Consider the following 20,913-nt stretch of genomic DNA (forward strand, 5'->3'; position numbering starts at 1 on the left):
GTTCATGCCAGAGACAAAGACAACATTCAAGCCAGTGACCTTTGAGTCCATGCAGATCAATCTGGCTTCTCCGGAGAGGATCCTTGAGTGGTCCCACGGAGAGGTCACCAAGCCGGAGACCATCAACTACAGAACTTTAAAACCGGAAAAAGACGGTCTGTTCTGTGAGAAGATCTTTGGCCCGACCAAGGACTGGGAGTGCCACTGCGGTAAATATAAGAAGATCAGATATAAGGGCGTCGTCTGCGACCGATGCGGCGTTGAGGTAACCAAGTCCAGCGTCCGCAGAGAGCGTATGGGCCACATCACCCTTGCCGCTCCGGTATCCCATATCTGGTACTTTAAGGGTATCCCGAGCCGTATGGGACTGATCCTCGGACTGTCCCCAAGACTGCTCGAGAGAGTTCTCTATTTCGCATCCTACATTGTTCTCGATGCCGGTAATACAAGCCTCAACAAGAAGGATATCCTTTCCGAGGCTGAGTACCGTGAAGCGGTAGAGACCTGGGGCGCAGATGCTTTCGACGCACAGATGGGCGCCGAGGCGATCTACAAGCTCCTCAAGGAGATCGATCTTGAGAAGGATTCCGTAGAGCTGAAGGCGGAGCTGGAGACAGCAACCGGCCAGAAGCGTGCGAGAATCATCAAGCAGCTCGAAGTAGTTGAGGCATTCCGCATCTCCGGCAACCGTCCGGAGTGGATGATCCTCACCGTTGTTCCGGTTATTCCGCCGGAGATCCGTCCGATGGTACAGCTGGACGGCGGACGTTTCGCTACTTCCGATCTGAACGATCTGTACAGAAGAATCATCAACAGAAACAACCGTCTTGCAAGACTGATCGAGCTCGGCGCTCCGGACATCATCGTCCGCAACGAGAAGCGTATGCTTCAGGAGGCTGTCGATGCTCTTATCGATAACGGCAGACGCGGCAGACCGGTAACAGGACCGGGCAACCGTGCGCTGAAGTCCCTTTCCGACATGCTGAAAGGTAAGCAGGGACGTTTCCGTCAGAACCTTCTCGGTAAACGAGTTGACTATTCCGGACGTTCCGTTATCGTCGTAGGACCGGAAATGAAGATCTACCAGTGCGGTCTCCCGAAGGAGATGGCGGTAGAGCTCTTCAAGCCGTTCGTTATGAAGGAGCTTGTTCAGAACGGTACTGCGAACAACATCAAGAATGCGAAGAAGATGGTCGAAAAGTACGATCCGGAAGTTTGGGACGTACTCGAAGACGTAATCAAGGATCACCCGGTTATGCTGAACCGTGCTCCTACACTGCACCGTCTCGGAATTCAGGCGTTTGAGCCGATTCTGGTAGAGGGACATGCGATCCGTCTTCATCCGCTGGCTTGTACCGCGTTCAACGCGGACTTCGACGGAGACCAGATGGCTGTGCATCTGCCGCTGACCGTGGAGGCGCAGGCAGAGTGCCGCTTCATGCTTCTGTCCCCGAACAACCTTCTGAAGCCGTCGGATGGTGGCCCGGTAGCAGTTCCGTCTCAGGATATGGTACTCGGTATCTACTACCTGACACAGGAGAGACCGGGATCCAAGGGCGAAGGCATGTGCTTCAAGAGCGTCAACGAGGCTCTTCTTGCATATGAGAACGGCCTGGTAACCTATCAGACCAGAGTCAAGGTCAGAATGACCAAGACAATGCCGGACGGCAGAACTGTCAGCGGCATGGTTGAGTCCACGGTAGGACGTTTCCGCTTCAATGAGATCATCCCGCAGGACCTTGGTTTTGTCGACAGAACCATCCCGGGCAATGAGCTCAAGCTGGAAGTTGACACCCTTGTCAGAAAGGGAGAGCTGAAGGATATCCTTCAGCGCGTCATCAACGTTCACGGCGCGATTCAGACCGCGATCACACTGGATGATATCAAGGCAATGGGTTACCACATCTCCACGAGAGCTGCGATGACCATTTCCGTAGCAGATATTTCCGCTCCGAGCGAGAAGAAAGACATTCTTGCCGAGGCTCAGGCCAAGGTTGACGAGATTGCAAAACTGCACCGCCAGGGTCTTTCCACCGAGGAAGAGCGTTACAAAGACGTAGTCAAAGTATGGGAAGAAGCCGATAAGCACCTGACCAAGGTTCTTCTGGACGGCATGGACCCGTACAACAACATTAAGATGATGGCTCACTCCGGAGCCCGTGGTTCCGATAAGCAGATCAAACAGCTTGCCGGAATGCGAGGCCTGATGGCGGATACAACCGGACACACCATCGAACTTCCGATCAAGTCCAACTTCCGTGAGGGTCTGGACGTACTGGAATACTTCATTTCCGCGCACGGTGCCCGCAAGGGACTTTCCGATACCGCGCTCCGTACCGCCGACTCCGGTTACCTGACCAGACGAATGGTTGACGTAACCCAGGATCTCATCGTTCGTGAGGACGACTGCTGTGCCGGAACCGGAAAGATTCCGTTCATGGAAGTTAAGGCATATCACGACGGCGATGCGGTAATCGAGTCTCTGGACAAGAGAATCAACGGCCGTTTCAGCGCAGAGGATATCTATGATCCGGATACCAACCAGCTGATTGTCGGCAAGAACCAGATGATCACACCGGCAAGAACCGAGAAGGTGATGGCCGCGCTGAAGAAGACCGGCAGAGATTCCGTCAAGATCCGTACCGTCCTCTCCTGCAGAAGCCACCACGGTGTATGCGCAAAGTGCTACGGTGCGAACATGGCATCCGGACAGCCGGTACGTGTCGGTGAGGCAGTCGGAATCATCGCTGCTCAGTCTATCGGTGAGCCGGGTACACAGCTGACCATGAGAACATTCCATGCCGGCGGTGTCGCAGGTAACGATATCACACAGGGTCTTCCGCGAGTTGAGGAGCTTTTCGAGTCCCGTAAGCCGAAAGGTCTTGCTCTTCTCTCTGAGATCGACGGTGTGGTTACCATCAAGGAGACCAAGAAGAAGCGTGAAGTTATCGTCTCCAACAATACAACCGGTGAGTCCAAGACTTACATTCCGTCCTACACATCCAAGCTTCTGGTTGCGGACGGTCAGACGATCGAGCACGGCGCGAAGCTGAACGAAGGTTCCGTCAACCCGCACGATCTTCTGAGAATCTCCGGCGTTGAGGCAACGCAGGACTATCTCATCCAGGAAGTTCAGAGAGTTTACGGACTCCAGGGTGTAGATATCAACGATAAGCATATTGAGATGATCGTTCATCAGATGCTGAAGAAGATCCATCTGGATGATGCCGGTGATTCCGGTATTCTTCCGGGCCAGAATGTGGACCGTCTGGACTTCGAGGAGACCAATGAGAGACTCCTTGCCGAGGGTAAGAAGCCGATGGAAGGTACTCCGATCATCCTCGGAATCACCAAGGCATCTCTGGCAACCGATTCCTTCATGTCCGCCGCTTCCTTCCAGGAGACGACAAAGATCCTGACCGAGGCCGCGATCTACGGCAAGACCGATAACCTTGTCGGCCTGAAGGAAAATGTTATCATCGGTAAGCTGATCCCGGCAGGTACCGGTATGAAGCGTTATCGCTCCATTCACCTGAGCACGGACAAGCCGGAAGTGGATGAGACTCTTCTCATGGACGATGCGGACGAACTGGCTCAGGGTCAGTACTTCGGAGAGACACCGGAAAATGATGTCATCGACGAAGCTGCCGTTACCGTTATGAACGAAGACGATCACATGAACGACTGATTTTCAGACAGAACAAAGCCTTTGGAGGGCACATTCCTGTTGTGAAGATGATCCCGCGGGGGCTGCCGCAAGGCGGAACCGCGGGATTTTTTATTTCAAAGGAAATTTCTCCGAAATTCCCTTTGAAATAAAAACGCTCCGCGAGGATGCGCACGCCGCTGTAAGGAAGCTGTCACCTAACGGTGACCGCCGGCGGACTTTGTTCTATATATTATGGAGAGAAAACAGATGAAAAAGAGAATGGAACAGGCATTGCGGTTTGCCGCTGTCACCATGGTGACAGCAGGACTTGCACTTTCCGGCTGCGCGTCCCGATCGGAAGCGGCGGAGGCGAAGGGACCGGCGGCGGAGATTGAAGCAAAACAGACGGCAAAAGCTACCGAAGAAGCGGCGAAATCCGCCGGAGAGACAAGTGAGGCAGAGACAGCCGAGGCAGCGGAAAAAACGGCAGCATCGGAGACGGCCGGGAAGGCGGAGCAGACAACCGCCGCGGACACCGCGGCAGAAGGCGGCAAGTCTGCGCGGAAGGAAGGCGAGATCGGTCTGGATCCCTCCTGGAAATATGCGGCGAATTCCAAGATCAACTCAGGAAAGGCGGTTCTCTATAAAGCTTCTGCCAACCGGAAGGGAAAAGTGATCTGTGTCAATGCAGGCCACGGAACATCCGGCGGAGAAAAGGTGAAGACTTTAAGCCATCCGGACGGATCGGCGAAACTTGTGACCGGAACCAATGCGGCCGGAGCGGTCAGTTCGAAGGCGATCTCTGCCGGAACCACATTCCAGGACGGCACGTCGGAAGCGAAGGTTACGCTGGCGACCGCAAAGATTCTGAAAAAGAAACTGCTTGCGGAGGGATACGATGTACTGATGATCCGCGAAAGCGATGATGTCCAGCTGGATAATATTGCAAGAACGGTTCTGGCGAACAACGCGGCAGACTGTCACATTGCACTTCACTGGGATTCGACTGCGAGTGACAAGGGCGCGTTTTACATGGGAGTTCCGGAAGGAAATTACCGGAAGATGGAGCCGGTGGCTTCACACTGGCAGGAGCATGAGAAACTCGGTAAGGCGCTGATCGAAGGCCTTCGCGAAAAAGGCGTTAAGATCTGGTCGAATGAAAAAATCGACAACGACCTGACGCAGACTTCCTACTCCACGGTTCCGAGCATGGACATTGAACTCGGTGACACGGCATCGGATCACAGCGAAAAGTCACTCGAAAAGATCGCGGACGGTCTGGTCGCCGGTGTGAATAAGTTCTACGGAAAATAATTTCCGAAAAGAGCGGAAAAACGTGTAAATTCAATAAAAAACAGAGGCATGGGTGTCGGAAAAATATTTATCATGTTTTTCTTGACACCCTTTTTTTATGTGTATATAATCTTATGGTGCGCCACTAAAGGCATAAGTGCGCGCAAATTTATCAAAAAGCAACCACAGACAATATCACAGGAGGTGAAAGGGATGCCTACATTTAACCAGTTAGTAAGAAAAGGTAGAAAGACATCTGTGAAGAAACCGACCGCTCCGGCGCTGCATAGAGGATACAACTCTCTGCAGAAGAAAGCAACGGACGTTTCTTCACCGCAGAAGAGAGGTGTTTGCACAGCTGTTAAGACTGCAACACCGAAGAAGCCGAACTCTGCTCTTAGAAAGATCGCGAGAGTACGTCTCTCCAACGGAGTTGAGGTAACAAGCTACATCCCGGGTGAGGGACATAACCTTCAGGAGCACAGCGTTGTTCTGATCAGAGGTGGACGTGTAAAGGACCTTCCGGGTACCAGATACCACATCATCAGAGGAACTCTTGATACTGCAGGCGTAGCAGACAGAAAACAGGCTCGTTCCAAGTACGGAGCAAAGAGACCGAAGGCTAAGAAGTAATCACAAATCATTGTAGGGATTTGTTGTACCGGATTTTGATATTGACCTGTGGGTTGCAGGAATCATAGATTCGGACACGAACGCCCAGGTGACGGGTGAGTACCTGAGATCTAATGAAAAAGCTTCGACGAAGCCGCGTGCTGCGAAGCAGATATTAAGGAGGGAAGTAACGTGCCACGTAAAAAACGTAATTTTAAAAGAGATGTATTAGCAGACCCGATGTACCAGAACAAGGTAGTTACCAAGCTGATCAACAACATCATGCTTGATGGTAAGAAGGGCGTTGCTCAGAAGATCGTATACGGTGCATTTGACCGTATCGCTGCTGAGACCGGTAAGGAAGCCGTAGAAGTATTCGAAGAGGCTATGAACAACATCATGCCGGTTCTCGAGGTAAAGGCAAGACGTATCGGCGGAGCTACATATCAGGTTCCGATCGAGGTTAAGCCGGAGAGAAGACAGACTCTGGCACTTCGCTGGATCACTGAGTATTCCCGCAAGAGAGGCGAGAAGACTCAGGAAGAGCGTCTTGCAAGAGAGCTTATGGATGCTGCTAACAACACCGGCGCATCTGTAAAGAGAAAAGAAGATATGCATAAGATGGCAGAGGCTAACAAGGCATTTGCTCATTACAGATTCTGATAGGAGGAATAAGCTTTGGCTGTAAGAGAATATCCGCTGGAGAGAACCAGAAACATCGGAATCATGGCTCATATCGATGCTGGTAAAACAACACTGACAGAGCGTATTCTGTACTACACAGGTGTAAACTACAAGATCGGTGATACCCACGAGGGTACTGCTACCATGGACTGGATGGCTCAGGAGCAGGAGCGTGGTATCACAATCACATCCGCAGCTACCACCTGCCACTGGACACACGAGAAGTTCCACAAGAAGATCGAGGGTGCTCCGGAATACAGAATCAACATCATCGATACTCCTGGACACGTAGACTTCACTGTAGAGGTTGAGCGTTCCCTTCGAGTACTCGACGGCGCTGTCGGCGTATTCGATGCTAAGAGTGGTGTAGAGCCGCAGTCTGAGAACGTTTGGCGTCAGGCTGACACATACCACGTACCGAGAATCGCATTCATCAACAAGATGGATGTAGTCGGCGCAGATTTCTTCCATTCTGTACAGACTATCCACGATCGTCTCGGCAAGAACACCATCATGACTCAGATCCCGATCGGTGCTGAGGATACCTTCGAGGGTATCATCGACCTGTTCGAGATGAAGGCATATTATTACAGAGATGACAAGGGCGATAACATCGATATCCTTGACATTCCGGATGATCTGAAGGATGACGCAGAGCTCTACAGAACCGAGATGGTTGAGAAGATCTGCGAGCTCGACGACGAGCTGATGATGAGATACCTCGACGGTGATGAGCCGAGCGAGGAGGAGCTGAAGGCTGCTCTTCGTAAGGGTACTATCGCAAATGAGGCAATTCCGTGTCTGTGCGGTACCGCATACAGAAACAAGGGTGTTCAGAAGCTTCTGGATGCAGTTCTTGACTTCATGCCGGCTCCGACAGACGTTCCGGACATCACAGGTACAGACCTTGACGGCAATGACATCGTAAGAAAGTCTTCCGATGAGGAGCCGTTCGCCGCTCTTGTATTCAAGATCATGACGGACCCGTTTGTAGGTAAGCTTGCTTACTTCAGAGTTTACTCCGGCGTCTGCAAGTCCGGTTCCTACGTTCTGAACGCGACAAAGGACAAGAAGGAGCGTGTTGGACGTATCCTTCAGATGCACGCAAACAAGAGAAACGAAATCGACGAGGTATTCTCCGGCGATATCGCTGCTGCGGTAGGTTTCAAGAACTCCACAACAGGTGATACCATTTGTGACGAGCAGCATCCGGTTATCCTTGAGTCCATGGAGTTCCCGGAGCCGGTTATCTCCATCGCGATCGAGCCGAAGACCAAGGTTTCTCAGGGCAAGATGACCGATGCTCTTCAGAAGCTTGCTGAAGAGGATCCGACCTTCCGTGTAAGAACCGATACAGAGACAGGCCAGACCATCATCTCCGGTATGGGTGAGCTTCACCTGGAGATCATCGTTGACCGTCTGCTTCGTGAGTTCAACGTAGAGGCTAATGTAGGCGCACCGCAGGTAGCTTACAAAGAGACCTTCACAAAGCCGGCTGAGGTTGAAGTTAAGTATGCTAAGCAGTCCGGTGGTAAGGGTCAGTACGGTCACGTTAAGATGAAGTTCGAGCCGATGGATGCGAACGCAGAAGAAACCTTCAAGTTCGAGTCCACCGTTGTCGGCGGTGCTATTCCGAAGGAGTACATCCCGGCTGTCGAGGATGGTGTACGTGAGGCTGCCGGTGCTGGTATCCTTGGCGGATTCCCGGTTCTCGGTGTTCACGCAAACGTATACGATGGTTCCTACCACGAGGTCGATTCTTCCGAGATGGCATTCCACATTGCCGGTTCCATGGCCTTCAAGCAGGCTATGCAGAAGGCAGCTCCGGTTCTCCTTGAGCCGATCATGAAGGTTGACGTTACCATGCCGGAAGAGTACATGGGCGACGTTATCGGTGATATCAACTCCAGACGTGGTCGTATCGAGGGTATGGAAGATATCGGCGGCGGTAAGATGGTAAAGGCTTACGTTCCGCTGGCTGAGATGTCCGGTTATGCAACCGACCTTCGTTCCAGAACACAGGGACGTGGTAACTACTCCATGTTCTTCAACAACTATGAGCCGGTTCCGAAGAATGTTCAGGATAAGGTTCTGTCTGATAAAGCGGCTAAGTAATAGAAAAGACGCTAAAAGACTTGATAAAATCAGCATTCGATGATAAAATCTACATGATTGTATTGTCGAATGCTGTACACAAAAGATTTAAACATCATAATCTTAGGAGGATTATAACAATGGCAAAGCAGCACTTTGAAAGAACAAAACCGCATTGTAACATTGGTACCATCGGCCACGTTGACCATGGTAAAACAACTCTGACAGCAGCTATCACAGCTGTTCTGGCTGAGAGACTTGGTGTAGATCCGGCCGTTCCGTTCGATCAGATCGATAAGGCACCGGAGGAGAGAGAGCGTGGAATCACCATCAACTCCGCACACGTTGAGTACGAGACAGAGAAGCGTCACTACGCTCACGTTGACTGCCCTGGACATGCTGACTACGTTAAGAACATGATCACCGGTGCTGCACAGATGGATGGCGCAATCCTCGTAGTTGCTGCTACAGATGGTGTTATGGCTCAGACTCGTGAGCACATCCTTCTTGCTCGTCAGGTAGGTGTTCCGGCTATCGTTGTATTCATGAACAAGTGCGACATGGTAGACGATGAGGAGCTTCTTGACCTCGTAGAGATGGAGATCAGAGATCTTCTTTCCGAGTACGACTTCCCGGGTGATGACATTCCGGTAATTCGTGGTTCCGCTCTGAAGGCTCTTGAGGATCCGAAGTGCGAGTGGGCTGACAAGATCATGGAGCTCATGGATTCCGTTGACTCCTACATTCCGGAGCCGGAGCGTGAGACAGATAAGCCGTTCCTTATGCCGGTTGAGGACGTATTCACAATCACAGGTCGTGGTACTGTTGCTACAGGCCGTGTAGAGCGTGGAACACTTCACGTAAACGATGAAGTTGAGATCGTAGGTATCTCTGAGGAGACTGAGAAGTCTGTCTGCACAGGTATCGAGATGTTCCGTAAGACTCTTGACGAGGCTCAGGCTGGTGATAACATCGGTGCTCTTCTTCGTGGTATCAACCGTGACCAGATCGAGCGTGGACAGATCGTTTGTAAGCCGGGTACTGTAAAGTGCCACAAGAAGTTCACCGCTCAGGTTTACGTTCTTACAAAGGACGAGGGTGGCCGTCATACTCCGTTCTTCAACAACTATCGTCCGCAGTTCTACTTCAGAACAACTGACGTTACTGGTATCTGCCAGCTCCCGCAGGGCGTAGAGATGTGCATGCCGGGCGATAACGTAGAGATGGAAGTAGATCTGATCCATCCGGTAGGTATGGAAGAGGGACTTCGTTTCGCTATCCGTGAGGGTGGTAGAACTGTAGGTTCTGGCCGAGTTGTTAAGATCCTTGAGTAATCCTCATCGAATATAACAATACTGAACTTAATGGAGCTCCGGGCTTTGCCCGGGGCTCTTTTTGAGTTATAGGAAATATCTCCAAAATTCCCAATAACACAAAAACGTTCCGCGAGGAAGCGCACGACGCTGAATTGGCAAATCCACTAGGATCGAAGAATCAGCCTTTGCACGCTGTTTCACTATGGCAGCATAGCCACAAGGAGAAATATGCGTCGTTAAGTATTTCACTGACAATGATGTCATCTTCCGGTGAACAGCGGCGGCGCGCAAAGTTCGCAAGCCCTGAGGAGTGAGGGAATGGGGGAGACGTAGTTGTCTTGCGGACTTTGGCCCTGTCTCCTGAACGTATTGTTGTCTAAGTTAATCTGATGACAGAAGAATAAGTTATTGACAACTAACCATCGCTTATGTAAAATATAGTTAGTCAAGGGCAACCAAAGTGAGGAAGAGTTAAACTAAATGCGCACATCGCGCATCAATTTTTTTGAATAGAAGTTAGAGAAAACTAATATACATAAGATAAAACTAATCATCAGAAAGCTCAATCGGACGGGGGAGAACATGGACAGCATTTTTGAGAAACTTCTTGTGGAGCATTGCGCACCGGCACTGTGCGGGTTGAAAGCAGCAAACCTGTTCCGTGTGACCGGAATGGACGGTGCGACGGTCTGCGGGATGATCGATTGCTGGAACAAAAAGCTCAACCCCTGCGGAATTTCCCTGCGAATTGTCAAACAGTGCGGGACCGATTCTTTTCTGATCTATGTGTGGAGGAGAAAATGGCTTTCTCATCTGCTGAATGGAGAAAAAACAAGAGCGTTTCTTCGAACACAGGGGTATCGCGTGGATTGTGATGCGAATGAGATGATCCGTCAGCTGACCATCCGACTGGTCCAATCCGAAAACTTCCCTCATGAGATCGGTGTCTTTCTCGGCTATCCGTTGACCGACGTTCTCGGTTTTATCCGCAACAGCGGAAAGAACTATACCTGTGCCGGATACTGGAAATCCTATTCCGGCAATGCGGAGCGGGCCAGAAAAGGATTTGAAGCGTATATGAACTGCTTCCGGACCTGCATGGATGCCTACAGACATGGCGTTGGCGTGATGCAGATGGTGGCTGTTGCTTAATGACGGAGCAAAGATGGAACTAAGATGAAACAAAGATGTAACAGGTCAGGCAAGCCCGGAAAAGATCCTACAGGATTGTCCGATACCGTATCCAATGTGACGGTATTTCAGACATATAAGAAGTAATGTAAAGGCAACAGGAGGTAGACAAAAATGAGTAAAGTTGCAGTTGTGTACTGGAGTGGAACAGGTAATACGGAGGCGATGGCTGCGTATGTTGCGCAGGGCGCAAAGAATGCCGGTGCTTCTGTATCACAGTTTACGGCCGCAGAGTTTTCGGCAAGCAAGCTTGGCGAATTTGACGGCATTGCATTCGGCTGCCCGTCCATGGGAGATGAGGTTCTGGAAGAAACCGAGTTCCAGCCGATGTGGGATGAAGTAAAAGGAAGACTTGCCGGTAAGAAGGTCGGTCTTTTCGGCTCCTGGGGCTGGGGCGGAGGAATCTGGATGGATAACTGGAAAGCAGAGTGCGACAGCCTTGGAATTGCCCTCTCCTCTGCACCGGTAATCTGCAATGCGGCACCGGATGCGGAAGCGGGTGCGGAGTGCGAGGCACTCGGCCAGGCGGTTGCGTAACACCGGTATTACAGCAAACATTCTGTCAAAGTAGTCTTTGAGGATTATTTTCAACATCCGGCGTCGTTTGATGCCGGATGTTTTGCTGTAAATATGGGGCATTATTCTGTTAAAAAAAGTGCAAATCATGGAAATTATAACTATGGAAGAAATTCATATTGACAAAATGTCGCTTTTCTTTTAACGTGTACATGTGCAACGACGATATATGTCCGGTAATATGGGTCCGGACGTCTCTACCATGGCACCGTAAGGCCATGACTATCGGTCGTCAGAAATAAGTATCGGCGGATAGGAATCCGTTATGCTTTTGTTTGTCGGCTGACACTCATCGGAGTGGACAGTCGATTTTTTTGTTTCATAGGAAGTGTTTCACATTTACGATGAGACGAAAACGCTCCGCGAGGATGCGCACGCCGTTGAACAGAAGATGTCACCCTGCGGTGACCGGCGGCAGGCACATTTCTCCATCCCATCAGGAATGAGGGTGGCGGGGAGCCGAAGTCCGCTTGCGGGCTTTGCTCTGGCAAAAGAACGCCAGGCGGCTGATATAAGACCGGGATCGGGTTGCACAATCAAAAACATTCTATCTTCAAAAAGGGAGGACATCATGAAGAAGAAAGTTGCAGCTTTACTGGCAATGGCAATGATCACAGCAGCACTCGGAGCATGCGGAGGCAGCTCTGCACAGACAACAACAGCGGCAGCGGCAGCCGGTTCTACCGCAGCAGCGGCAGAGTCCAATGCAGAGACCAAGGCAGAGGCGAAGAGCGACGTTAAGGTAGGTTTTATCTGCCTTCACGACGAGAACTCCACCTATGACCTCAACTTCATCAATGCAGCAAAGGCAGCATGTGAGAAGCTTGGCGTAGCTTACGAGATCAAGACAAACATTCCGGAAGGCCAGGAGTGCTATAACGCAGCAGCAGAGCTTGCAGACAGCGGCTGCAGCATCGTCTTTGCAGATTCCTTCGGACATGAGGATTACATGATCGAGGCGGCAAAGGAGTTCCCGGAGGTTCAGTTCTGCCATGCAACCGGAACCAAGGCTCATACCGAGAATGTAGAAAACTACCACAATGCGTTTGCTTCCATCTATGAGGGCCGTTATCTTGCAGGTGTCGCTGCAGGAAAGAAGCTTGAGCAGATGATCGCAGACGGTAAGATTACGGAAGATCAGGCAAAGATCGGTTACGTTGGCGCATTTACCTACGCTGAGGTTATCTCCGGTTACACATCCTTCTTCCTCGGCGCGCGTTCCGTTGTTCCGAGCGCAACCATGGATGTTACATTTACCGGTTCCTGGTACGATGAGACCGCAGAGAAAGAGGGCGCTACAAAGCTGATCAATGACGGCTGTGTACTGATCTCCCAGCATGCGGATTCCATGGGCGCTCCGACAGCCTGCGAGATCGCCGGCGTTCCGGATGTTTCCTACAATGGAAGCACACTGGATGCATGCCCGAATACATACATTGTTTCTTCCAGAATCGACTGGACACCGTTCTATGAGCACGCGATCAAGGCGGTTATGGAAGGTTCCAAGATCGAGGCAGACTGGACCGGAACACTTAAGACCGGTTCGGTTCTTCTCACCGATCTGAACACCAAGGTTGCCGCTGACGGCACACAGGAAGCAATTGACGAGGCGGCTAAGAAGCTGGAGTCCGGTGAGCTTCACGTATTTGATGTTACCAAGTTCACAGTTGACGGCAAGCATCTCGACAGCTACATGGCTGATGTAGACACGGATCCGGAGTTCAAGGGGGATACAGAAGTTATTGCCGACGGTTACTTCCATGAGTCCGAGTACCGCAGTGCTCCGTACTTCGATCTGAAGATCGACGGAATCAAGCTTCTGGATACAGCACAGTAAAAGCGGTATCAAAAACCTGAGAGTTTTCGGAAGGGGCTGTTTTCAGCCCCTTCCTTCTCTTGTTCCATAGGAAAATGCTCCGCAAGCTCCCTTCCGGAGTGAGGGGATAGGGGAGTTGAAGTTCGCTTGCGTACTTTGTTCATTTTCTTCTGGAGCGATATGCGGAATGACATCTGCAGTTTTGGACAATGTGCCCGACGGGGAGAGCCGCGGGGGCATTGTCCAGACCTGCAGGAACAGATAACACAGCAGGCAAATATAGGAGGAAAACAGACGTGGAGACAAGAAAACCATCTGTTTCAATGAGAGGCATTTCCAAAACATTCGGCACGATTCATGCGAACACCAATGTTGATCTGGATATCTATCCGGGCGAGATTCTCGCACTGCTTGGAGAAAACGGAAGCGGAAAGACCACACTGATGAATATGCTGTCCGGAATCTATTATCCGGACGAGGGCCAGATTTTTATCAATGGAAAAGAAGTGGCGATCGGATCGCCGAAAGACGCATTTTCCTATGGGATTGGAATGATTCACCAGCATTTTAAACTGGTGGATGTTCTGACGGCGGCGGAAAACATTGTTCTCGGATTAAACGAACCGGGACGTCTCGACCTCGATGCGGCATCCAAAAAGATTCAGGCGATCTGCGATGCGTATGGTTTTGATGTGGACCCGAAGCAGAAAATCTACAATATGTCCGTTTCCCAGAAACAGACGGTGGAGATCGTAAAAGTGCTTTACCGCGGCGCCAACATCCTGATCCTCGATGAGCCGACGGCGGTGCTGACTCCGCAGGAGACGGATAAGCTCTTCTCGGTTCTCCGGAACATGAGAGCGGACGGAAAGACTATCATCATCATCACCCATAAAATGCATGAGGTGGAAGCGCTGAGCGACCGTGTTGCGGTTCTGCGCCACGGTGAGTACATCGGCGATATGCCGACCAAAGACACCAATGCGCAGGAAATGACCAATATGATGGTGGGCCATACCGTTGCGCTGAACATTGAGCGCCCGGAGCCGGTCAACCCGGAAAACCGGATTCTCATCCAGAATCTTACGGTGAAGTCTTCGGACGGCGTCACCAAAGTGGACAATGTATCCTTTGAAATCCGCTCCGGTGAGATTCTCGGTATTGCCGGAATTTCGGGAAGCGGACAGAAGGAACTTTTGGAGTCCATCGCCGGACTTCAGAAAGTGGAGAACGGCCACATTACCTATATTAATGAAAATGGAGAGAGAGCCGAGCTGATCGGAAAAGACCCGCTGGATATCGCATCCATGGGAATCGCACTCTCCTTTGTCCCGGAGGATCGTCTCGGCATGGGACTGGTCGGCAACATGGATCTGACCGACAATATGATGCTCCGCTCATACCGGAAGGGACACGGTTTCTTTACAGACCGCAAGACTCCTAGAAAACTCGCGCAGAGAGTTGTGGAAAAACTGGAAGTCAAGGCACCGGGGCTCTCGGTTCCGGTACGCCGTCTTTCCGGCGGAAATGTTCAGAAGATCCTGGTTGGACGTGAGATCGCTTCTTCGCCGAGAGTTCTTCTGACCGCTTATGCGGTCCGCGGACTGGATATCAACTCTTCTCATATGATTTACGGCCTGCTCAATGAGCAGAAGCAGAAAGGCGTGGCGGTTGTCTATGTCGGCGAGGATCTGGATGTGCTTCTGGAACTCTGCGACCGGATCGTCGTTCTCTGCGACGGAAAACTCAGCGGAATCGTTGATGGAAGAAAGACCGACAAACATGAAGTCGGCATGATGATGACGAAACTCGGAGGAGAGAAACAGAATGGATAACAGGAAAAAAAGCCCCCTGATCTATATCACAAAGAAAGGCATGCTTCCCATGCGGGTGGAGTGGGGCATCCGCATCGTTGCCATCATCGCGGCAATGCTGGTGAGCGCTCTGGTGACAACACTTCTGACCGGTGACAACCCGGTTTCCGTATACGCAACCATGATCAAAGGCGCCTTCGGTTCAAACCGTAAGGTGTGGATTCTACTTCAGGAGACGTCGATGCTTCTGTGCGTCGCACTGGCGCTCACACCGGCGTTCCGCATGAAGTTCTGGAACCTCGGTGGCGAGGGTCAGGTCCTGATCGGAGGCCTTGCCGCGGCAAGCTGTATGATCCTGTTCGGAGAGCGCGTTCCGAATCCGGTCCTCATTCTTATGATGATCGTGACCAGCATTGCGGCGGGGGCGATCTGGGCAGCCATTCCGGCCTTCTTCAAGGCCAAATGGGGCACCAATGAGACACTGTTCACCCTGATGATGAACTACGTTGCCACGCAGATTGTCGCATTTTACGTAATCATCTGGGAAGTTCCGAAGGGCTCCGGCAAGATCGGAATCATCAACCAGAACAGCATGGCCGGATGGTTCCCGCAGATCGGCGACGCAAAGTATCTGCTGAACATTATTCTGGTTGCCATTCTGACGGTGATCATGCAGGTTTACATGAAATATTCCAAGCACGGATATGAGATCTCCGTTGTCGGCGGCAGTGAGGCGACCGCCCGCTACATCGGAATCAATGTCGGCAGGACGATCATCCGCACGCTGCTTTTGTCCGGCGCGATCTGCGGCTTCTGCGGACTTCTTCTGGTCGGTTCCACAAACCACACGATCACGACAACCATTGCCGGCGGACGCGGATTTACCGCCGTTCTGGTCGCGTGGCTCGCAAAGTTCAACCCGGCCGGTATGGTCCTCAGCTCTCTTCTTCTGGTCTTTATGTCCAGAGGAGCGGCGGAGATTGCAACGGTGTTCGGCCTGAACCAGTCGTTCGGCGATATTCTGACCGGAATTATCCTGTTCTTTATCATCGGAAGCGAGTTCTTTATCAATTACCGGATTCATTTCCGTAAATCAGAGAAATCGGCGAGTGCCGGTAAGGAGGCATAAGGAAAATGTTTGATTTGGTAAGCTTTATCCCGCGAGCGGTCGCACAGAGCATTCCGCTTCTGTACGGAAGTACCGGCGAGACGATTACGGAGAAATCCGGAAACCTGAACCTCGGAATTCCGGGAGTCATGTATGTCGGCGGTATCTGCGGCGTTATCGGCGCCTTCCTTTACGAGCAGTCATGCGCAGGCGCTCCGCTCAATCCGGCTCTTGCTATCCTGATTCCGATGGCGTCCTGCCTGTTCGGATCGTTCCTGATGGGACTTCTCTACTGCTTCCTGACTGTAACGCTTCGCGCGAATCAGAACGTAACGGGTCTTGCGATGACCACCTTCGGCGTCGGTTTCGGAAACTTTTTCGGTGGATCTCTGATCAAACTGACCGGATCCGAAGTTCCGTCGATCGCACTGTCCAACACTTCTGCAGTGTTCGCAAAACACCTTCCGGTTGCGGAAACCACCGGCTGGTTCGGTCAGATATTTCTTTCCTACGGTTTCCTGGCGTACCTCGCGATCGTGATCGCGCTGACCGCGTCCACGATCATCGAGCATACCCGCATGGGACTGTATCTCCGCGCGGTCGGTGAGAATCCGGCGACGGCGGATGCGGCAGGTATCAGCATCACAAAGTACAAGTACTTTGCAACCTGCATCGGCTGTATGATCGCAGGTCTCGGCGGACTGTATTATGTTATGGATTATGCGAGCGGCGTGTGGTCCAATGATGCCTTCGGCGACCGAGGATGGCTTGCGATCGCGCTGGTTATCTTTACCATCTGGCGTCCGAATGTCGGCGTACTTGCGTCCATTCTGTTCGGCGGACTGTACATTCTGTATCTGTTCATTCCGACCGGAACAAATCTTGCATACAAGGAGCTTTACAAAATGCTTCCGTATGTCGTCACGATTGTCGTTCTCGTCATCACTTCCATGCGGAATAAGCGCGAGAATCAGCCGCCGGAGAGCCTTGGCCTTCCATATTTCCGGGAGGACCGATAACGCTGTTTCCGAAAACGGAAAATGGAAAAACAGCTTTGTAATATTGCCTTCGTAATAGCAGCTTCACGGAAGCGGAATGCGCCTTGCCGGATGCAGGGACAAGCCCGCGGGCGTGCAGTGTGATAAGTAAAACCGGACCGGAACCTGTCTGCTCATCAGGGTTCCGCGTCCGGTTTTTTCAGGATTATACTGCCATTCTCCGGGGGGAGCAGCACCGCCCCGGCTTCCGGTGGATGCGGTAACTTCGGATCGGAAGAAGCCTCACTTACATCTTTCTTACTCTTTAAGGGAAATGGTAATGATTTTGAAAGTGGACAGTAAAGACTTGCATCCCTAACGTGTGTTATTCTTTCGATGCACGCGGAAATGTGCCAATGAAAGAAGATAGATTCTGTGATCCTGTGAAAACAGATGAACATGGAAAGAAAGATGGACCATAATATAAAACCAAAGTGATATGACCGGATCCGGAAAGGAACCGGTCCATGGCAGAAACGGTCTGAAAGCAGAAAGGAGGAAAAATGCGGGAAAAGGGAAAAATCACGCGGGGCGATATCTTGCTGTCCGGCGCGCTGGCGGCGGTAATCGTTCTGATTGCAGCGCTCCCCTACCGGATGAACATTCCGGCTCTTCCGCCCGGAAGCTGGAAGCTCAGTACGCTTTCGGTGATCCTTTCGTTCTTTCTGCTGACGAATGTCTGCCGAATCTTTTTCAGCCGCCGGAAAGCGGGTGTGTTTCTGCGGATTTTTCTGATCCTTCTGGGACTTCTTGCATTTCTCCGGCTGTTTCAGGTGACTGCCTCGGTGCAGGCGAAAACCGTGACGAAGACGGTGACCGCATATGACTCCCGTTCTCTGCCGATGGCGGCGGAAGGAAATGAGCGGCCCGAGACCGTCCGGAGCAGCTCCGGCACGGCCGAAGAAACACCGGCGGCGCACGGTCCGTATTCCGCGACGGTACATACGCAGGGGAAATAATTGTGATATCCCGTTCTGTCTGATACAATGTGCATGGAAAACGCATATTGAACAGACAGGACGGGATATTATTATATGAACGAACACAATCAGAATCCGGAAGCGGAACCGGAACTCTCCGCACAGGCGAAAGAGGCAAAGGAGGAAATCCGCAGATCCATGGCAGAACACGGCGGCGTGCTTCGCGCGTCCGCGGCAGACCTCATTTTCCGCAGAAAGATCCTCACCATTCCGAATCTGATCCGGATTCTTCTGGACATTTATCAGGAGACGGGCAGACTACCGTTTGATGCGGAAGAGACGGAAGACTGGGAAAACAAGATGATGGACATGGTACGCAAAGAGGCCGGGGACGATCCGCGTATCGCACAGGTCATCGGGACGGCGGCAGCGATGACGGCGGTTGATCCGCTGACACTCCCGGATGACGCGGAAGTGATGAGCGCGGAAGAATGGGATCAGGCGATGAGAGAGTCACATCTCCGGCGGATGGTTACCTTCCTTTTACTGTTCCGGGAGCGGGGCCTTGGGGCGGCGACACTGCTCTCCACCGGGCTTTCCGCGATGAACCGCTGGATGGACGCCTTTTCCATGATGGATGACGACGATGTGCCGCCGATGGAGGTCGTTCTCATGCAGGAATTGATCGACGCCTGGGTTTCGGACAGCATGAAGAAGATTCATGTTGACTGAGGACTGCATAGCCGGGGACGTCGTGGCAGCATTCTGCTGAAACTTCGCACGGAATGCACTAAATGGGCAGAATCCGCCGGAAGGGCAGAATCCGCCGGAAGGGCAGAACCCGCCGGAAGAGCAGAATTCGCCGGAAGGGCAGAACCTGCCGGAAGGACAGAACCCGCCGGGAAAGGACCGTATTTATAGACAGAAGAGAGGACGGACATGGGAAATCACAGTCATATGGAGATTGAACGGAAATGGATGGTTGCCGGTTGGCCGGAACAGGATTTTCCGCTGATCAAGGAAGAACAGCAGAATCAGGGATATGTCACCACCGAACCGACGGTGCGGATCCGGGAGGAAAATGTCACCGTCAGCAATTCTCCGGAGATTTCGGTGAAGGATGCCTTTGTTCTCTGCTTTAAATCCTCCGGCCGGCTGGCTCGGAAAGAGATCGAGTTTGAGATCGAACGGGAACATTTCGATCAGATCCGGGATCTGATCGGTCTTCCGCTGATTGCGAAGATCCGCAGGACCTATCTTCTCCCGGACGGGCATCATCTGGAAGTCAATCTTGTCGATCCGGGCATGGAGACCGAATTCATGTATGCCGAGGTGGAGTTTGAGAGCGAGGAAGAGGCGGAAAAATGGGAACCGGAGGCGGTCGGTCTCGGGACATATCTGAGCGATGACGTCACGAAGAAACCGGGACAGTCCATGGGGGCTTACTGGGTTCAGACGAGACAGAACGGGAAATGACCGAAATGACACAGGAAAAGGCACGGAAAGCGGCGAAATTTGGGCATTTTAGCGAGAAGCTTTTTTGTTGACGAACCTATGTGTCTGTGCTATAGTTAGAAAGCTATGGAAGAACCAAAGTTTTTTTTTTGTGCGAAAAATCGGACAAACCGCGGCTCTGCCGCCCGATGCCGTGATCCTGTAGCCGTTTTCTCCAACCCTTGGACGGCTATCAATGAGGATCTTCTTCCCATCATAGTTTCGCAGTGACGACTGCTCCCACGATTGAGGAGAAGACCATTACGCCAAAAAAAAGAACGAGCTGAAAACACAAAATGGAGGTGGAAGTCGTGCGCACAAAGATTACTCTGGCATGCACCGAATGCAAGCAGCGCAACTACAATCTGACCAAGGATAAGAAGACTCATCCGGACAGAATGGAAACAAAGAAGTACTGCAAATTCTGCAAGAAGCACACAAATCACAAAGAGACGAGATAATCGGAACTTCGAAACAGAAGGACGATTGTTCGAACACTTTGGAGGTCGATGATGGGTGACACAGGAAATACCAGCAAACCAAAGAAAAAGAGTTACTGGGATGGCCTGAAAGCTGAGTTCAATAAGATCATCTGGCCGGACAGAGATACTGTGGTATCGGAGACAAGCTCCGTTGTTGCAGCATCAATCGCACTGGGACTTATCATCGCAGGACTCGATACGCTGATCGTATGGGCACTGCATTTTGCGATCTGAAAGGTAGAAGAATATGGCAGATGAAAATATGACTCCGGAAGGAAAATGGTATGTTGTACATACCTACTCCGGATATGAGAACAAGGTTAAGGCCGATATCGAGAAGACGAGAGTGAACCGTCATCTTGAAGATCAGATCCTTGATGTCTGGGAGCCAACCCAGTCCGTTATCGGGGATAAGGTTGACAAGAACGGAAAGCAGAAAGAGCTGTCCCGCAAGATTCTCCCAGGTTATGTACTCATTAAGATGGTAAGAGATGATAAATGGAATGACGTCTGGTATGTAGTACGTAACACCCGAGGAGTCACCGGTTTCGTAGGACCGGACAGCAAGCCGGTTGCACTGACCGAGGCGGAAGTTGCCAATATGATGAGAATGGAGAAACAGACTGAGTATGAATCTTCATTCCATAAGGGCGATGAAGTTGCGATCATCAACGGTTCCTGGAAAAATCAGGGAACAGGTATTGTTGAATCCGTCGACTCGGAAAAGAAGACTCTGACCATCAACGTTGAGCTCTTCAACCGTTCTACACTGGTTGAGGTTGGTTTTGACGATGTGGAATTGAAGACAGACTAATTAGAGGAGGTCT

18 protein-coding genes and 1 riboswitch are annotated in these 20,913 nt (G+C 51.5%); all 18 genes read left to right on the plus strand.

Translation table 11 applies throughout. From position 1 onward, the window contains the following. Window positions 1–4: 4 nt before the first annotated feature. Window positions 5–3,688, plus strand: coding sequence for a DNA-directed RNA polymerase subunit beta' (gene rpoC / locus BR86_RS0106905; RefSeq protein WP_031472460.1), 3,684 nt, complete (start codon window positions 5–7; stop codon window positions 3,686–3,688). A 228-nt stretch (window positions 3,689–3,916) separates the two neighbouring features. Further along, window positions 3,917–4,963, plus strand: coding sequence for an N-acetylmuramoyl-L-alanine amidase family protein (locus BR86_RS0106910; RefSeq protein WP_242841579.1), 1,047 nt, complete (start codon window positions 3,917–3,919; stop codon window positions 4,961–4,963). Window positions 4,964–5,155: 192 nt separating this feature from the next. Next, window positions 5,156–5,575 (plus strand): 30S ribosomal protein S12, encoded by a 420-nt coding sequence (gene rpsL, locus BR86_RS0106915; protein WP_031472464.1) that lies wholly within the window; start codon window positions 5,156–5,158, stop codon window positions 5,573–5,575. Window positions 5,576–5,746: 171 nt separating this feature from the next. Further along, window positions 5,747–6,217 (plus strand): 30S ribosomal protein S7, encoded by a 471-nt coding sequence (gene rpsG, locus BR86_RS0106920; RefSeq protein ID WP_031472466.1) that lies wholly within the window; start codon window positions 5,747–5,749, stop codon window positions 6,215–6,217. 15 nt (window positions 6,218–6,232) lie between these two features. Then, entirely contained in the window at window positions 6,233–8,353 is a 2,121-nt protein-coding gene (fusA, locus tag BR86_RS0106925; protein WP_031472468.1) for an elongation factor G, read from the plus strand. 119 nt (window positions 8,354–8,472) lie between these two features. Next, a complete protein-coding gene (gene tuf, locus BR86_RS0106930; protein WP_031472470.1) occupies window positions 8,473–9,666 on the plus strand; it encodes an elongation factor Tu in 1,194 nt (397 codons plus the stop codon). Between the two features lie 564 nt (window positions 9,667–10,230). Then, window positions 10,231–10,800, plus strand: a complete 570-nt coding sequence (locus tag BR86_RS0106935) for a DUF3793 family protein (RefSeq protein WP_031472472.1) — start codon at window positions 10,231–10,233, stop codon at window positions 10,798–10,800. Between the two features lie 153 nt (window positions 10,801–10,953). Further along, on the plus strand, window positions 10,954–11,376 hold the full coding sequence (locus BR86_RS0106940; RefSeq protein WP_031472474.1) for a flavodoxin: 423 nt from the start codon (window positions 10,954–10,956) through the stop codon (window positions 11,374–11,376). A gap of 182 nt (window positions 11,377–11,558) precedes the next feature. After that, window positions 11,559–11,661: riboswitch (purine riboswitch) on the plus strand. A gap of 325 nt (window positions 11,662–11,986) precedes the next feature. Further along, window positions 11,987–13,252, plus strand: a complete 1,266-nt coding sequence (locus BR86_RS0106945) for a BMP family ABC transporter substrate-binding protein (RefSeq protein ID WP_031472476.1) — start codon at window positions 11,987–11,989, stop codon at window positions 13,250–13,252. A 302-nt stretch (window positions 13,253–13,554) separates the two neighbouring features. Further along, window positions 13,555–15,066 (plus strand): ABC transporter ATP-binding protein, encoded by a 1,512-nt coding sequence (locus BR86_RS0106950; RefSeq protein WP_031472478.1) that lies wholly within the window; start codon window positions 13,555–13,557, stop codon window positions 15,064–15,066. Continuing rightward, window positions 15,059–16,174, plus strand: a complete 1,116-nt coding sequence (locus BR86_RS0106955) for an ABC transporter permease (protein WP_031472479.1) — start codon at window positions 15,059–15,061, stop codon at window positions 16,172–16,174. The genes BR86_RS0106950 and BR86_RS0106955 overlap by 8 nt, the downstream gene beginning before the upstream one ends. Window positions 16,175–16,179: 5 nt before the next feature. Then, window positions 16,180–17,172, plus strand: a complete 993-nt coding sequence (locus BR86_RS0106960; RefSeq protein ID WP_031472480.1) for an ABC transporter permease — start codon at window positions 16,180–16,182, stop codon at window positions 17,170–17,172. Window positions 17,173–17,693: 521 nt separating this feature from the next. Beyond that, complete coding sequence (locus BR86_RS14625) at window positions 17,694–18,149, plus strand: hypothetical protein (protein ID WP_051684655.1); 456 nt, start codon at window positions 17,694–17,696, stop codon at window positions 18,147–18,149. A 75-nt stretch (window positions 18,150–18,224) separates the two neighbouring features. After that, window positions 18,225–18,842, plus strand: coding sequence for a hypothetical protein (locus BR86_RS0106975; RefSeq protein WP_031472481.1), 618 nt, complete (start codon window positions 18,225–18,227; stop codon window positions 18,840–18,842). Between the two features lie 207 nt (window positions 18,843–19,049). Beyond that, window positions 19,050–19,586, plus strand: a complete 537-nt coding sequence (locus tag BR86_RS0106985; RefSeq protein WP_330372112.1) for a CYTH domain-containing protein — start codon at window positions 19,050–19,052, stop codon at window positions 19,584–19,586. 314 nt (window positions 19,587–19,900) lie between these two features. Further along, window positions 19,901–20,065, plus strand: coding sequence for a 50S ribosomal protein L33 (gene rpmG / locus BR86_RS0106990; protein WP_278245597.1), 165 nt, complete (start codon window positions 19,901–19,903; stop codon window positions 20,063–20,065). Between the two features lie 51 nt (window positions 20,066–20,116). Continuing rightward, complete coding sequence (secE, locus tag BR86_RS0106995) at window positions 20,117–20,320, plus strand: preprotein translocase subunit SecE (RefSeq protein ID WP_031472487.1); 204 nt, start codon at window positions 20,117–20,119, stop codon at window positions 20,318–20,320. Between the two features lie 13 nt (window positions 20,321–20,333). Then, window positions 20,334–20,900: a transcription termination/antitermination protein NusG gene (gene nusG / locus BR86_RS0107000; protein ID WP_081844175.1), complete on the plus strand. Its 567-nt coding sequence runs from the start codon at window positions 20,334–20,336 to the stop codon at window positions 20,898–20,900. Window positions 20,901–20,913: the final 13 nt, after the last annotated feature.

Origin of the sequence: [Clostridium] aminophilum DSM 10710 (genome assembly GCF_000711825.1) — a bacterium.
Lineage (GTDB): Bacteria > Bacillota > Clostridia > Lachnospirales > Lachnospiraceae > Clostridium_R > Clostridium_R aminophilum.